Origin of the sequence: Bacteroides propionicifaciens DSM 19291 = JCM 14649, assembly GCF_000375405.1 — a bacterium.
Taxonomy (GTDB): domain Bacteria; phylum Bacteroidota; class Bacteroidia; order Bacteroidales; family Bacteroidaceae; genus Bacteroides_E; species Bacteroides_E propionicifaciens.
This window is the reverse complement of sequence record NZ_AQWS01000003.1, coordinates 74,974-90,743: the sequence shown is the minus strand read 5'-3', so window position 1 is coordinate 90,743 and position 15,770 is coordinate 74,974. Positions and strand designations below refer to the sequence as shown.

Below are 15,770 nucleotides of genomic sequence, written 5' to 3'. Positions count from 1 at the left end.
CATGAAAGAATTAAGAATATTATCACCAACTGCAATTTTGGGCTATGGTTTTCCATTAGCCTCTTTCGAAGCAGGTATGGAACGTAAACCTCATGTTATTGCTGTAGATGCTGGTTCAACAGATCCAGGACCTTACTACTTGGGAGCAGGAATATCTTTCACTGATAGAAATTCAGTTAAGCGAGATTTGGAAATTATGATTCCTGCAGGGATTAATGCTAAAATACCGGTAATTATCGGATCTGCAGGTGGAGCTGGTGGAAGACCTCATGTGGAACTAACGCTTGATATTATTAAAGAAATAGCCGAAGAGAAGAAGCTTAATTTTAAACTCGCTGTCATTCAATCAGAATTTGATAAAGACTTTATAAGAAATGAATTTCTTAAAGGTAATATCTCACCTCTCTACCCAGCGGAAGAATTAACAGAAGATGCAATCGATCAAGCTGTACGTATTGTTGCCCAAATGGGTGAAGAGCCTTTTATCGAGGCACTCAATTCTGGTGCAGATGTTATTTTGGCAGGTCGATCGTATGATCCATCCGTATTTGCTTGCCTAGCTGTTCGAGAAGGATTTGACAAAGGATTAGCACTCCATTTGGGTAAAATTCTTGAATGTGCAGCAATAACTTGTATTCCTGGTAGTGGAAGTGATTGTATGTTTGGATACTTGCGTGAAGATGGCTTTATCTTAGAGCCGTTATCTCCTGAACGTAAATGCACGACGCTCTCGGTTGCAGCGCATACGCTTTATGAGAAAACTAACCCTTACGAACTTCCAGGGCCAGGGGGTAAGCTTAATCTTTACAATACGAGTTTTGAGCAAATATCCGATAATAAAGTTTTTGTTGCTGGGACAAAGTTTGAACCCACTGAAGAGTATACTGTAAAACTGGAAGGAGTTCGACGCGTTGGGTTTAGAACTATTTCTTGTGCGGCAACAAAAGATCCTATCATGATAGAAAATATTGATGATATTGTTGCTAATGTTCGCAAGCGTGTTGAAGATAACTTTAAACATTACGATTTGTCGTACTTCTTAGACTTTAAAATCTATGGTAAGAACGGAGTTATGTCGTTGTTCAAAGGATTAAATAATCCCCTAAGTCATGAATTGATGATTATTATTGAGGCTGTTGCCCCAACCCAAGATTTAGCCGATACAATTTGCGGATTTACACGCAGTACAATGTTACACTACGGTTATGAAGGGCGAATATCAACTGCTGGAAACTTAGCTTTTCCATTTTCACCGTCCGACTGTAAAGTTGGAGAAGTTTTTGAGTTTAGCATCTATCATTTATTAAAGGTCGCCGATCCTTTGTTACCTTTCCCTATCGAATACTTAGACATTAAAAATTAAACCAGGAGGATTATACACTATGAAAACAAAATTAATGGATGTGGCAACTGTAATTCGGAGTAAGAATTCGGGCCCATATGAATTGACATTTGATATAATATTCAAAGATTTTGAAACTTATAATCGAGCAAAGGAGGCACAGTTTATCTCCAAATCCACTTTTGCCCCTCTTTATAATATTCCCGAAAAAAACATTATAAGCTTGGTCTATTTTGATCCTGCAAAGGCTGTCAAGATAACTATTGTTCGGCCTATTCCATCAGGGGCTTTAGGTGAAACAGATGTGTATGGTGCACAGCAACATGCACCCCTAATGCAATACGATTTTAATTTATAATTATGCGTAATCTGATTCAAGAGTATTCTGTATCATCTCAATATTATGCTCCTCGTGGTAAAGAGCGGTTGATATTTCTGGGTGAGCAAATTGCTCAGCAACATCTTCATTACAATGATAAGTTAATTGGGATTGTTGGCGATTCAGGATCTGGGAAATCCTCTTTAATAAAGGGGATGTTCCCTGGCCTTGAATTGTCTAACGATGATGATGTGATGAGTCCTCGTAAAATTATGCAAGCGCGTAATATCTTTGAGGATCTAGACGATGCGGCTTCTTATCATATTGATGTGCGATTTGCCATGGCTTTCGTACAGATGTATGAGATTGTAGATTTTATCCAAGAGGTTCTGTCACGTAAAAGGAGAGTAGTCATTGAGCATTTCAATCTTATCTACCCAGCTTTAGGGGTCAATGCAGATATAATTGTGGGGATAGGTGAGGAGATTATTGTTACACGGCCTAGTATTTTCGGTCCTCTTCCTCAGAGTATCTATAAAATAGTTAACCAATCGCAGCGCTATAGAAAGATGGCACACTCTGCCGAAGAATTAACTATGCGTATTTTAGAAGATGAAATGGAGATTAGTCCAGAGTTCTATTATAGTTCGGATATTCGTTGTGGTTTCGTCTTGCGGTTTATACATGATATTGAAATTGATTTTGGCTATTTGGCACATCGTATAGACGAACTTATAGCTGAGGCTTTACCAATATCTTACTGCGATGACGACCATATTCAGATTGGAAAATGGGTTCAAGTATGTGATGGACCAAGAATCCACATGACAAATACCGCAGAAATTGAGGACTTTTATTTAATACGAGGCTTTGTGCATGACAAAAAGACGAATACCTACTGTTTGGTGGGGTTAATTGGTGATACCGAAAGTGACTTATCGAATAGGAATACGATTCATTTCTTTAAACGGAATAGTCTATGAAAACAAGAGTTATTAAGTTGTTTGATGTCATAACTTTGGTTGAACATCTATGCATCGAGGCCAACTGTGTAATGACATCCGATATTAAACGTTGTTTGGAAAAACAAGCAAAGGAAGATAAATCGATGTTGGGGCGAGATATTCTGAATACACTTCTACAAAATGCAGAAATAGCTCAAACAGAATCTTCTCCGATGTGCCAAGATACTGGTATGACCGTGGTTTTTGTTCGGGTAGGTCAAGATGTTATTTTTGATGGTGGCTTCATTGGTGATGCAATTAACCAAGGTGTCCGACAAGGCTATGAAAAGGGTTTTTTGAGAAAATCAGTTGTGTCTGACCCTCTTAAGCGAATAAATACTAACGACAACACACCAGCAGTAATTCATTATGATGTTGTAGCAGGCGATGAATTGACTATTACTGTAGCTCCAAAAGGCTTTGGCAGTGAGAACAAGAGTCAGCTTAAAATGCTAACACCCAGCCAAGGGTTGCAAGGAGTAAAAGACTTTATTCTTGATGTTATATCTGAGGCAGGAGCAAATCCTTGCCCCCCGATTATTGTTGGTGTTGGAATAGGAGGAACTATGGAGCGTTGTGCTTATTTAGCTAAAAAAGCACTCTTGCGTGAGGTCGGGTCTATTAATTCGGATGAGCAATTGGCTAGCCTAGAAAAAGACTTATTGGCTCAAATTAATCAGTTGGGTATTGGTCCTGCTGGTTTTGGAGGGAGTACTACAGCTATGGCTGTCCATATAATCACTGAAGCCACGCATATTGCGGGTTTGCCTGTTGCAGTAAACATTGGCTGCCATGCTACAAGGCACGCTGAAGGAAAATTATAGGAGGAAAATTATGTACGATAAAATTGAACTCAGAATCCCCCTTACCATTGAAGCTGCTGCCAGTTTGCGTGCAGGTGATATGGTTTATCTTACGGGGGAGATTTATACAGCTCGTGATGCTGCGCATCAGCGGCTTTTTGATGATATTCTAGCCGGAAGGCAGTTGCCTTTTGATTTTAATGGAGCTGTGGTATATTATGCAGGGCCTTGTCCGGCAAAGCCTGGTAAGCCTATAGGCTCAGTAGGGCCTACTACAGCAGGTAGAATGGATAAGTTTTCTCCTCTATTAATTGAGCAAGGATTACGATTTATGATTGGTAAAGGATTGCGCGATCAGACAGTAATTGATAAGATGGTTGAACATGGTGGAATCTATTTTGCTGCAATAGGAGGAGCTGCTGCACTAATGGCTAAATGCGTAGTTAATGCAGAGATAATAGCTTATCCAGAGTTGGGTACAGAAGCTGTTCGCAAACTTGAAGTTAAAGATTTTCCTGCTATTGTTGCAATAGACAGTAGAGGAGTAAACTATTATGATATTGGTCGAAAAAAATATGAAGTAGTTTCATAGTTGTGTTGTTTTAAAGTTTAAGACCGTAGGTGTTTATCATTCATTTGTGATAATTGCCTACGGTTTGTTATTCATATAATCTTAGCGAATTAAATGCACATCTAGTTTAAGTGTAATCGCAACTCGTTTTGTATCTTTGCACTACATATGAATAATGATATAATAAAAGATGCTATGCATGCTCTTCAAATAGAGCAGCTAACTCCCTTACAGCAAGAAACTATACGTGTTGCAACTGACATTCGCGACCTAATTGTTTTATCACCTACGGGTTCAGGTAAAACTTTGGCTTATCTTCTTCCTCTTTTAATTCAACTTGAAAATAGAGGCAAATCAAAAGGTATAAGTACGTTGATTCTAGTGCCTTCTAGAGAATTAGCACTTCAGGTTAGTCGTGTTTTTAGCTCTATGAAGTCGGGACATCAAGTACTTTGTGCTTATGGTGGGCATTCACTACTAGATGAAAAGAATGCACTTCTTACAGGTAATCCAGAGATTTTGATTGGTACTCCAGGACGAATTTTAGATCATCTTGATCGAGGTAATATTAATACCGACTCAATAGAATTACTAATTATAGATGAGTTTGATAAGGCTTTGGAGCTTGGTTTTCAAGAAGACATGTCGGCTATTATCGCTTTTATGACCTCTCTTAGACGTCGAATACTTCTTTCTGCAACTGATGCCGATGAAATCCCTAAGTTTACAGGAGTAAATCGTGTGTTAAAGCTAAATTACTTAGACGATAACAAGGATTTGGAAGTTCGCCTAGACTTGCTCAAAGTTGTATCTCCTCAAAAGGATAAACTTGATACCTTACTCAAGCTACTTTGTGTCTTAGGTGCTGAATCTTCTATTGTTTTCTGCAATCATAGAGAGTCTGTAGATCGTACTGTTGAGTTTTTGAAACGTAACGGGGTTGCCTGTGCTGCTTTTCACGGTGGTTTAGAGCAGGATTGGCGTGAACGTTCGTTATTTAAATTTACTAATGGATCAGTCTTTACTCTTGTTGCTACTGATTTGGCTGCACGTGGTTTAGATATTCCCGAAGTAGAACACGTAATTCACTACCATTTACCTCTCGATCAAGATGCATTTACGCATCGTAATGGTCGTACTGCTCGTTGGGAAGCCAAAGGAACATCGTATTTAATACTTCATCAAGAAGAGTCGTTGCCAGATTTTATTGATGCGGAAGTAAAAGAGATGCCTTTACCCCTGTCAACTCCTGCACCAGCTGAGGTGGTTTGGACTACGCTGTACATCGGTAAGGGTAAGAAGGACAAACTTAATGTGATTGATATTGTTGGATATATGCATAAGGTTGCAAAGTTGGAAAAAAACGAACTAGGGAAAATAAGCGTAAAAGACCATCTTTCGTTTGTAGCAGTAAAAGCCGAGGTTGCTCAGCTTGTTTTAAGAAGATGTGCCAACGAAAAAATTAAAGGTATGAAAACTATAATTGAAGAGGCTTATTAATGACTATATGTCTTGCTTGTAATTTATTTACTGTTAATATGGTTTAATTTGAAGCTTAATCAAATCAATTTGAGCAGTAATACTTCGTTATTGAGTCAAATAGATCGTTTTAATTCGGTTTTATTAAAACCTTTTGCTACATTCGCTTTTTACTCTATTTTTTCATTAAACAATAAGACATGGTAAAACATAATTTCTATGCAGGTCCATCAATTTTACCCCGTGAGGTAATCGAATCAACAGCTGATGCTGTTTTGAATTTCAATGATTCAGGTTTGTCTGTGCTTGAGATTAGTCATCGTTCGAAAGACTTTCAAGCAGTAATGGATGAAGCTCGATCGCTATTTCATGAATTATTATCAATTCCTGAAAACTATACTGTTTTGTTATTAGGAGGTGGGGCTAGTATGGAGTTCTGTAGGGTACCATTCAACTTTTTAAAGACTAAAGCTGCTTATCTAGATACAGGGACTTGGGCTCATAAAGCTATTCAAGAAGCTGCAGCTTTTGGAGAAGTTGATGTTATTGGATCATCTAAAGATCAAAAGTATAAATGCCTTCCAAAAGGTTATGTCATTCCTGCTGATGCTGATTATTTACATTATACTACCAATAACACAGTTTATGGAACTGAATTCTTAGAAGATATAGAATCTCCGATCCCTTTGATTGCTGATATGTCTTCAGATATATTCTCTCGTCCTATAGATGTTTCCAAATATATATGTATCTACGGCGGAGCACAAAAAAACTTAGCTCCTTCGGGGTTATCATTTATTATTGTTCGCAACGACGCTTTAGGAAAAATGCAGCGTCATATTCCTACTATACTAGATTATAAAGTACATGTAGATAAAGAGTCGATGTTTCATACTCCACCAGCTTTACCTATTTACTCAGCTCTTCAAACTTTACGCTGGATTAAGAAAGAGGGTGGTGTAAAGGTTATGCAGGATAGAGCTATTGAGAGAGCCGAATTGCTTTACAACGAAATTGAGCGTAACGCTATGTTTGAAGGAACAGTTGTAAAAGAAGATCGTTCAAGAATGAATATTTGCTTTGTCTTTAAACCCGAATATGTGGAATTAGAGAAAGAGTTTCTAGACTTTACTCTAGCTAAAGGAATTGTTGGAATTAAAGGCCATCGTACTACTGGTGGTTTCCGTGCATCGTGCTATAATGCAATGCCAATTAGTGGTGTTCAGGTTTTAGTTGATGCGATGAAAGAATTCGAACAAAAACACGTTAAATAACTAACTGTTAAAAAGATTATTATGAGTAAGATAAAAGTGCTCTTGGCTACACAGAAGCCATTTGCTTCGAGTGCGGTTCAAGCCATGCAAGAAGCTTTAAAATCGGCGGATATCGAGTTAGAGCAATTAATAGGCTATACTGATAAGAATGAGCTGATAGATAAAATTGTAGACTTCGATGGCTTAATTGTCCGAAGTGATATTATAGATAGAGAAATTATTCAGGCAGCGTCAAAGCTAAAGCTGATTGTTCGTGGAGGCTCAGGGTATGATAATATTGACATCAAAGCTGCACATGATGCTGGGGTAGTTGTAATGAATACTCCTGGTCAAAATGCAAATGCTGTTGCAGAGTTGGTTTTTGGAATGCTGATTATGGGTGCCAGAAATGGCTACAATGGAGTTTCAGGGACTGAACTCAAAGGTAAAACCCTCGGTATTCATGCTTTTGGTAATGTAGGTGTAAATGTTGCTAGAATTGCCAAAGGCTTTGGTATGAAAATTCTGGCCTATGACCCTTATACTCCTTCAGTGACTATCTACAGGAATGGAGTTGTTCCTGTTTGTTCAGAAGAAGAACTTTATAGAAAATCTGATATTGTATCTCTTCACTTACCTTATACTCCTATGACTAAAGGTGTAGTTAATGCTGAATTACTTAGCTTGCTACCTGCTGATGGTGCTATAATCAATACTGCCCGTAAGGAGATTCTTGATGAGGAAGCAATGTTAAACATGCTTCAAGAAAAGCCTAACTTTAAGTTTTTGACTGACATAGCTCCTGATAGACTTGCTGAATTTAGCAACTTTTCTCCTCGATTCTTTGCTACTCCTAAGAAAATGGGAGCTCAAACAGTTGAAGCCAATAATAATGCTGCTATTGCTGCAGCTCGCGAATTAATAGATTTCTTCCTATCAGGAAATACTGAGTTTAAAGTCAATTAGTTTTATCTAACTCCTGTATTATTTAGTTTTAAGGTATAAAGCCCCATAACATCGATGTTATGGGGCTTTATTGTAATCATTTATGAATGTTTTATTCTTGCTTAATGTCATCTTAAAGAAATATAGATTACCATATCTGGTTTTATTGTTTAATTACTAGGCAGTATTGTTGAAATATGTGACTTCATGGTGTAATAAGTAATATATTTGAATCGAAATAAATATTAAATAATTAGAAATGAAGAAACAATTCTTTAGTGCATTGACACTGCTTTCTGTGCTTGCATCGTGCTCTGATAAAGTAGAGGAAAATCAGCCTAGTGACAATAATGATTATGTAACACTTAAAACTGTTTTACATAATGGAGAAGAAATTACTGCTAATTCTGAAATAGAAGTTACTAGCCAGACAAAGTCTCACTTTGTTGTAGATGTTGCAAATCAGGGATCTAGTGAGATCGTATGGCTTTTGGATGATGAAGTTGTAGGTCAGGGATCGAATGAATTAACTCTAGAAGGACGTTCGGGAGAATTATCTGTAGGATTAGTAGAGTCAGTTAGTTCGAGCTTGCCCACTACACGTGCAGCTGCTACTTCTTATTCTCAAGTACTCAAAGTAGCGAAACTATCAGGGATATTTAGCAAAGGTGTTTTTGGCTTTACTACCCATTCAAGTACAGGAACTAATGGATCTAAGCATTTAGTGTTTATTGATAATGATTTGGCAACCCCCGATTCGTATGATATTTTGCTGGATCAAAATCCTAATTTGAACGACGAACTTCAGCTTGAAGGTGCCTATGATGATTTGGATATCTATAAGAACAGACTGTATCTAGCACAATCTGCTTACACCAACACTGAAAATTTATCTCGATTGATTGAAATAGATGCTCAAACCCTTAAAGTGCTTAAAATCCACAAAATGCCTAGAGTTGCACTTCATAAGCTTGCTATGCTCGATCGTAATACGATATTAACCTGGTCATCTTTCGACGGATCGTTTACAAAGGGTAATTTACTCACTGGTGAGTGGGATGAGAATTATGCAGTCTTGGGTAATTCTGAAGAATTTTCGGCAGAGAAAGTTTTGAATGCTCCTTTTTATAGATATGAAGATCAGGTAGCTTTTGCTTATGGTTCTAGAATTATTGTATTGAACTCAGATGGAAAAGTAGCCAGAGAAGTTGAAATGGGCGAGGGTTATCGCGTGATTTCGATGATTAAAGATAGCCAACTTAAAAATAATGTGAAAGTAGTGGTTGAAGCTAAAAGTTCAGATTCTAATGAGTTTATTGATATTGATACTTATCCAGCTCGAATTCTGACGTTGAATTCTTCGTTTGATATTATCCGTGAGGTAGAACATAAGCTTCGTTTTGTTAAAGATGGTGTAACCCATGAAGAGAAAAGAGGCTTTGGTGCGTATTATCCTCAGTCTGCTATAGCTGCTGTTTCGACAAAACCTTGTATTGATATTAATAACCGCTTGTTTATTCCTGTGATGGGAGGTGGCTTTAATCAAATTCATATTTACGACCTAAACAATAAAGGTCAGTATATTAATCATATTACTTTTGACTCTTATTACCCTGTAGTTGTACTTGCTGCTGGTACGGATACTAAAGTGAACTAGTTTTCGTTTAGTTTTTTTTGATGTGAATGAAAATAGGCTGTCGAACAATTTTATTGTTTGGCAGCCTATTTGATTATTAGTAATTGTGTATATAAAACTTACTTATTTCTTATTTGGTGAAGAGTATTTAGCATTTAATCCATCAACAATTTCTTGAGTGATGTTGAATGATTTGTTAGCATATAAAAGGCTGTTGTTACCTGTATTGCTAATAATAAAGCTGTACCCTTTATCTTTATTGTATTCTTGAATAAATGAATCAATAGCATCACGAATTTCTAAATCATTTTTTTGTGCCTCAGCAGATAGTTCTTGAGCTAATTTGTTTTGTAGCTCTTCGATATCATTCCTTTTCTTCATCAAACGTGATTGTTCTTGTTCTGCACGCTCACGGCTTAAGAAGGCGTTATTCTCAATCTTTCGTTGAAACTCATTAAACTCCTTTTCTAGTTCTCTAGCCTTTTGATTGATGGTAGCAGACATATCCTCTTGTCTTTTCATCATAGCTTCTGTAACATCATTCCAGAAGTTATAATTCATCAATAAAGTATCCATCTCTACATAGGCAATTTTAATATCACCTGCTGTAGCAGTTAATGAAAGGTTTTCAGAACCAGTCGATGCTGTTTGCGTAGCAGCTCCATCGTTTTTACATTGAACGAAAAGTGCAATTACAGCAAAAGCAAAAAGTCCTTTAATAAGGTAGTTTAATTTCGTCTTCATAAATTAATTTGTGAATTATGCGTTTGTATCAAGTTTAAATTTAATAGGTTTCTAAAACTAGTTATGGGTAGATTCCACAAACTCTTCATATTTAGAATCTTTACGTGCATTTCTATCTTGCGACTGTGCACAGCTAACTTTTGAAGCTTTCATTTTAGGATTACCACTTACATGGGTGTTTGGAAATTTCCCACCCTTCACTAATAGCATCTTAATGCCTAGAAAGGCGAAAGAAAGCGCAAGTATTGCAACGGTTATAAGGATTGTCTCAAACATTTCTATTATTTTTGTGTAATACAAAGATAGACTTTTGAATGAGTTGGACATACATTTTTAGTATGAAAAACATATAAGAAACTACGATAAACGTTTATTTAACTATATTTAGATATTAATAAATGATATGGACTTTGCGCCTTATCTTAATACAATAAATTTTTAATCATGGATATAACTGAACTAAAACCAGCTGGTCTATTTCATTACTTCAATGAAATTTGCCAAATACCACGTCCTTCAAAACATGAAGAGAAAATTCTAGCATACTTAGTGGATTTCGCCAAAAAACACAACTTAGAATATAAGCAAGACAAGATAGGTAATGTTGTTATCTTAAAACCTGCAACTCCAGGATATGAGAATAGACAAACTACTATTCTTCAATCGCACGTTGACATGGTTTGTGAGAAAAACAACGATGTTGAACACGACTTTTTCAAAGATCCTATTGTGACTCTTGTTGAAGGAGATTGGTTAAAGGCTAAAGGTACTACTCTGGGTGCTGATAACGGTATTGGAGTTGCTACTCAATTGGCAATCTTAGCCGATAACTCTTTGGAGCATGGTCCTATTGAGGCTTTATTTACTGTTGATGAAGAAACAGGCTTAACTGGAGCTTTCGAATTGGCTGATAATATGCTTTCTGGTTCAATCTTAATCAATCTTGACTCTGAAGACGAAGGTGAATTGTTTATCGGATGTTCGGGTGGTATTGATTCAGTTGCTGAGTTTACTTACAAAACAGTTGAGGTCCCTCAGGGTTATTTCTTCTTCAAAGTAGATATTAAAGGTCTTAAGGGTGGTCACTCTGGTGGTGATATTCATTTAGGTTTGGGTAATGCAAATAAAATCCTTAACCGCTTCTTACATCTTTTAAATAAGAAGTATGATCTTTACCTCTGCGAAGTAAATGGTGGTAACTTGCGCAACGCTATTGCTCGTGAAGCTATCGCTATCTGTGCTGTACCCGAAAAATTCAAACACGATGTTCGTGCAGACTTAAATATTTTTGCAGCGGAAATCGAGAATGAATTGGGAGCAATTGAGCCTAATATGAAGTTTATCTTAGAGTCAGAAGCTCCACATAAGCTTGCTATTGACAAAATTACCATGGATAAGCTTATCAAAACAATTTATGCTGTGCCTCACGGTGTGCAAGCGATGAGTCTTGATATGCCTGGTTTGGTTGAAACTTCAACTAACCTGGCTTCAATCAAGATGAAACCTGAGCATGTGATTCGTATTGAAACTAGCCAAAGAAGTTCTATCCTTTCGTCTCGTGATGATATTGCAAATACTGTACGTGCTGCATTCGAGCTTGGTGGTGCTAGAGTAAGTCATGGTGATGGTTACCCAGGTTGGAAACCTAATCCGCACTCTGCAATTGTAGAGGCCACTGCTGAGTCTTATAAGCGTCTGTTTAATAAGGACGCTGAAATCAAAGCTATCCATGCAGGTCTTGAGTGTGGTTTATTCCTTGATAAATACCCACATTTAGATATGGTTTCGTTCGGTCCAACAATGCGTGGAGTTCACTCTCCTGATGAGCGTTTACAAATTTCTACTGTTGAGCTATTCTGGGATCATCTAGTTGATGTATTAAAGCATATCCCAGCTACCAAATAAAATATAAATTCTATATATCTCAAAAAGGCAGGCTTTAGGCTTGCCTTTTTTTGTATCAATACCCTCAAAGCTATGCGAATACTTTTAGTCGCAGTTTTTTGCTTAATCTGCTCTCTTGCAAATGCTCAACAGAAATCATCCTTTCAGGTGCTGTTCTGGAATGTTGAAAATTTATTTGATGTTGAGAATGATACTCTCAAAAACGATGAAGATTTTCTCCCTAATTCGCTAAAGCATTGGAACGGTTACCGCTATTATCAGAAGTTACAGCAACTCTCTAAGGCCATTATAGCCTCGGGCGAGTGGAATCCTCCAGCACTTATTGGTTTATGCGAAGTTGAGAATGATTCAGTACTTTACGACTTAGTTCATCGTACAGGGCTACGAAATCTGGATTATCGCTATGTTGTTACCCATTCCGACGACTTTAGAGGTATTGATGTCGCTCTTCTATACCAACCAGACTTATTCAAACTAATAGCTACTGAGTCGATTCCTGTTGGTGAGTTACCTGTTGGGAAGCGTGCAACTAGAGATTTATTGCATATTGTAGGTCAGGTGGTATCAGGGGATACACTTGATTTATTTATTGCACACTTGCCTTCAAGGTTTGGTGGGGCAAAACAATCCGAACCCAACCGTATTCATGTTAGTAAAGTTCTCAGAGCAAAGGCAGACTCTATTCTGACTAATCGAATGTTCCCTAAGGTTATTATTATGGGCGACTTTAACGATTATCCAAAGAATACAAGCATCTCTAAAATCTTATCCGTACAAAACCCAAACGATAAGATAGTTGACCGTAATTATTTATATCATATGTTGGCTTTTTCGGCCGATCGTAAACGGTGTAGAGGGACTTATAAATATAAAAATAGCTGGGATATTCTTGATCACCTTATTGTTAGTGGTGGTTTATTGGATGACAGTTCTTCTTGTCATACTGCCTCCAAAGAGGCGCGTATTGTAAATCTACCCTTTCTGCTTATCAAAGATGAAAAGTTCGGTGGCTTTAAACCTTTCCGAACCTATAATGGAATGCATTATTTGGGTGGATTTAGCGACCACTTACCCATAATCTTAGAGTTGGAACTCACTTATTAATAGCATATTCGGTGGGTAGAAACTCCACATGTTTATTAATATTATTTGCAGTCAACATCCGAAAGGCAGGGTGATTTTTCCGCAGTTGAATTAAACCTTTTATATACTGAAAGAACTCCAGGTGTTTCGCTTTTAAATCCCAATTGATTTGATTGATAGAGTCGCTTAGTTTAGCGCTATTGTATGTACCACCTTTTGAACGTAAAAACTCTTCTCCTGCATAAAGCTGTGGAGTACCTTGTGCAGTCAAAAGGTAGGTGTAGGCTAGCTTGCTGAGTCTTACTTTTTCAATATTATAGAGTGAACTAGTGCTATTCATCTCAAGGTAGTCTCCGAGAATTAGTCCGTCAGAGCTTGAGATAAAATTTATTGCCTGCAGAGGTGTAGTCGTAAATCGAGTCCAGGCATTATCTAAACTGTCTAAGTAGAGTTGAGGGTGCTTTACACCTCCAGTTAACCCCGCTTTAACCTCTTCTACTTGACTTACATCTCCAAGTAGATAGGAATTCATTATGCTGTCGTTTGGGTTTGAACGAAGAGCAGTAGCGAAGCTTTTCATAGATTCAGGAATATCGCCTTTGCTAGCTAGGGGCATTCTTAACGTCTTTTGCTGAGGTGATCCCATTAAGGTTACACCACGGTTACTCTTTCTCAAGGCAGATTCAATATCCTTCAGGGTTTCTGGGTCATAAAGGTCGAATTGGTCAAGAGCAAACCCGTCAATATGGTATTCACTAATCCAATGCATCATCGACTCAATAATAAATTCACGCACCATAGGGCGTTGTGTTGCAAGTTTTGCTTTGCCATTCTGACTTATAATGAAATTGTCTTCTTGGTCTTGTGCAAAGTAGTAACCAGGAAAGGTCTTCTGGAAATTACTGTTTTGTGGATTCGAGTAGGCATACGACACATCAAGAATAACTTTAATACCGGCTTTATGTAAGTTCATCACCAACTCCTTGAACTCTATAATTCGAGAGTAGGGGTTTTTAGGATTATTCGAGTATAGGCCTTCGGGGACATTGAAATTTAATGGATCATATCCCCAAGTATAGCTGCTTGCGTCAGCAATGAGCTCGTCTTTGCCGTTAAAGTCGAATACTGGCATGAGTTTAACATGAGTAACACCCAACTCTTTTAAGTGATTTATTCCTGTTTGAATTGTAGGGTTGTCGTAGTAAGTATCCACTTCGTATAAACCTCGATATTTTCCTTTATTCAAGGTTGATATTCCACTAGACTTGTTTATTGTAAAGTCACGTAGGTGAAGTTCGTAAATTATATTAGCTGATACGTCTTTTGGGGCATGCGGTCTGTCTTGGTTCCATCCCTCAGGATTGGTTTTGCTCCAATCAATAATTGCGGCACGTTTACCGTTTATGCCCACTGCTTTGGCTGTAATTCCTGGCGTATCGCCTTGCCATAAATCGTTAACTTTGATGTTGAAAGTATAGTAGAGCCCCATTAAGTCTCTTTCAACTTCGGCACTCCAAACTCCAGTGGATTCGTCTAAAGTCAGATTATACATTTTCTCAGTATGTCCACTGTCACCGTTCTTGTAGATAAGTACTCTCACTTCGTCTGCGGTAGGTGCCCAAAGCTGAAACTTAGTTTTGTCGGGTGTATAATTCATCTCTTCTACTGCCTGCTCTGGTGTAGGATATAATAGGTATTTATCCTTTGTATCAGTTTGCCCACATGCCGAAGCGAGTAGCAATCCAATTAGCATAAGCAGTTTTATAGAAGGGGGAAAAGATATTCTTGTTTTCATTTGGATACTCTTGTAGGATTTTTAGCAATAAAGTCTTTCCAACTTTTGAATCCTTTAGCTATTTGAGGGCGTCCCATTTGTAGATAATGACAGTAGGCTGCCGCTAATCCATCTGTAGCATCAAGAAATACTGGCATCTCTGATTTGTCGAATCGTAAAATTCGTTGTAGCATATCGGCCACTTGCTCTTTAGAAGCAGCTCCACTTCCTGTAATGGCCATCTTGATTTTTAGTGGGGCATATTCTGTTATGGGAATATCTCGGCTTAAGGCAACAGCCATGGCTACACCTTGTGCTCTACCGAGTTTCAGCATCGACTGAACGTTTTTACCAAAGAAGGGGGCTTCAATAGCTACTTCGTCGGGAAGAAAACTATCAATAAGTCCGTATATTCTTTCGTGAATATGTTTGAGTTTGAGATAATGGTCTTTGATTTTTCGAAGGTCAATAATGCCCATTGCAACCATAGTTGGGGTAGTGCCATTAATTCTAATCACACCGTACCCCATAATAGTTGTTCCTGGGTCAATACCGAGAATGATTTTTTCCTTTACAGGTTGTATCATTAGATTACCTTCATTAAAGTGTCAAAGCTAAGTACCTTTTCTTTGAATATTTTAGTTACTTCTTTTTTAGCGTAGTCGCCATATTCCATATGCCATTTATGAAGCACAGCAGCTGATTCAACTTCCCATTGCAGGGCATAGTTGACTTGGTCGGGCTGGCTATGGCTCAATATCTTGCAGATTCTAGGGTTCTGCAATACTTCTTGTTGGATTACTTCAGGAATAAAGACTTCTTTAACCCAAATCAAAAAATTATCTTCTTCAGCAATGTCAACGTGATATGTTGTATTGTATATAAGCATAATGTAAGCATTAATTTATTTCA

At 37.7% G+C, this 15,770-nt stretch carries 16 protein-coding genes; 11 read left to right on the top strand and 5 right to left on the bottom strand.

All coding sequences use genetic code 11. The annotated features are described in order from the left end of the window. The first annotated feature begins 1 nt into the window (after position 1). The 9 genes from B091_RS0101625 (at position 2) to B091_RS0101585 (ending at position 9,373) form a co-directional block, all read left to right on the top strand. The gene (locus B091_RS0101625; RefSeq protein WP_018108263.1) at positions 2 to 1,363 is read left to right on the top strand and encodes an acyclic terpene utilization AtuA family protein; all 1,362 of its coding nucleotides are present in this window, start codon (positions 2 to 4) and stop codon (positions 1,361 to 1,363) included. A gap of 19 nt (positions 1,364 to 1,382) precedes the next feature. Further along, a complete protein-coding gene (locus B091_RS0101620) occupies positions 1,383 to 1,700 on the top strand; it encodes a DUF4387 domain-containing protein (protein WP_018108262.1) in 318 nt (105 codons plus the stop codon). 2 nt (positions 1,701 to 1,702) lie between these two features. Beyond that, complete coding sequence (locus B091_RS0101615; protein WP_018108261.1) at positions 1,703 to 2,644, top strand: lantibiotic ABC transporter; 942 nt, start codon at positions 1,703 to 1,705, stop codon at positions 2,642 to 2,644. Beyond that, a complete protein-coding gene (locus B091_RS0101610) occupies positions 2,641 to 3,489 on the top strand; it encodes a fumarate hydratase (RefSeq protein ID WP_018108260.1) in 849 nt (282 codons plus the stop codon). The genes B091_RS0101615 and B091_RS0101610 overlap by 4 nt, the downstream gene beginning before the upstream one ends. Before the next feature lie 10 nt (positions 3,490 to 3,499). Further along, positions 3,500 to 4,060 carry a Fe-S-containing hydro-lyase gene (locus B091_RS0101605; RefSeq protein WP_018108259.1) on the top strand — a complete coding sequence of 187 codons (561 nt, stop codon included), beginning with the start codon at positions 3,500 to 3,502 and terminating at the stop codon, positions 4,058 to 4,060. Between the two features lie 147 nt (positions 4,061 to 4,207). After that, complete coding sequence (locus B091_RS0101600; RefSeq protein ID WP_018108258.1) at positions 4,208 to 5,539, top strand: DEAD/DEAH box helicase; 1,332 nt, start codon at positions 4,208 to 4,210, stop codon at positions 5,537 to 5,539. Positions 5,540 to 5,718: 179 nt separating this feature from the next. Beyond that, positions 5,719 to 6,792: a 3-phosphoserine/phosphohydroxythreonine transaminase gene (gene serC / locus B091_RS0101595; protein WP_018108257.1), complete on the top strand. Its 1,074-nt coding sequence runs from the start codon at positions 5,719 to 5,721 to the stop codon at positions 6,790 to 6,792. Between the two features lie 21 nt (positions 6,793 to 6,813). Then, the gene (locus B091_RS0101590) at positions 6,814 to 7,737 is read left to right on the top strand and encodes an NAD(P)-dependent oxidoreductase (RefSeq protein ID WP_018108256.1); all 924 of its coding nucleotides are present in this window, start codon (positions 6,814 to 6,816) and stop codon (positions 7,735 to 7,737) included. Between the two features lie 238 nt (positions 7,738 to 7,975). Next, positions 7,976 to 9,373: a hypothetical protein gene (locus B091_RS0101585; RefSeq protein ID WP_018108255.1), complete on the top strand. Its 1,398-nt coding sequence runs from the start codon at positions 7,976 to 7,978 to the stop codon at positions 9,371 to 9,373. A gap of 102 nt (positions 9,374 to 9,475) precedes the next feature. Here B091_RS0101585 and B091_RS0101580 read toward each other — a convergent pair whose 3' ends face one another. Then, positions 9,476 to 10,096, bottom strand: coding sequence for an OmpH/Skp family outer membrane protein (locus B091_RS0101580; RefSeq protein ID WP_018108254.1), 621 nt, complete (start codon positions 10,094 to 10,096; stop codon positions 9,476 to 9,478). 57 nt (positions 10,097 to 10,153) lie between these two features. After that, positions 10,154 to 10,372 (bottom strand): hypothetical protein, encoded by a 219-nt coding sequence (locus B091_RS0101575; RefSeq protein ID WP_018108253.1) that lies wholly within the window; start codon positions 10,370 to 10,372, stop codon positions 10,154 to 10,156. Positions 10,373 to 10,540: 168 nt separating this feature from the next. Here B091_RS0101575 and B091_RS0101570 point away from each other — a divergent pair, with 168 nt between their 5' ends. After that, positions 10,541 to 12,001 (top strand): aminoacyl-histidine dipeptidase, encoded by a 1,461-nt coding sequence (locus B091_RS0101570; RefSeq protein ID WP_018108252.1) that lies wholly within the window; start codon positions 10,541 to 10,543, stop codon positions 11,999 to 12,001. A gap of 72 nt (positions 12,002 to 12,073) precedes the next feature. Next, on the top strand, positions 12,074 to 13,105 hold the full coding sequence (locus B091_RS0101565) for an endonuclease/exonuclease/phosphatase family protein (protein ID WP_018108251.1): 1,032 nt from the start codon (positions 12,074 to 12,076) through the stop codon (positions 13,103 to 13,105). Here B091_RS0101565 and B091_RS0101560 read toward each other — a convergent pair. The 3 genes from B091_RS0101560 to B091_RS0101550 are packed head-to-tail and all read right to left on the bottom strand — an operon-like array spanning position 13,095 to position 15,747. Continuing rightward, on the bottom strand, positions 13,095 to 14,879 hold the full coding sequence (locus B091_RS0101560; RefSeq protein ID WP_018108250.1) for an alpha-amylase family glycosyl hydrolase: 1,785 nt from the start codon (positions 14,877 to 14,879) through the stop codon (positions 13,095 to 13,097). The two genes, B091_RS0101565 and B091_RS0101560, sit on opposite strands and share 11 nt — an antisense overlap. Then, the gene (ruvC, locus tag B091_RS0101555; RefSeq protein WP_018108249.1) at positions 14,876 to 15,445 is read right to left on the bottom strand and encodes a crossover junction endodeoxyribonuclease RuvC; all 570 of its coding nucleotides are present in this window, start codon (positions 15,443 to 15,445) and stop codon (positions 14,876 to 14,878) included. The genes B091_RS0101560 and ruvC overlap by 4 nt, the downstream gene beginning before the upstream one ends. After that, entirely contained in the window at positions 15,445 to 15,747 is a 303-nt protein-coding gene (locus B091_RS0101550; RefSeq protein WP_018108248.1) for a DUF4286 family protein, read from the bottom strand. The genes ruvC and B091_RS0101550 overlap by 1 nt, the downstream gene beginning before the upstream one ends. Between the last annotated feature and the right edge of the window lie 23 nt (positions 15,748 to 15,770).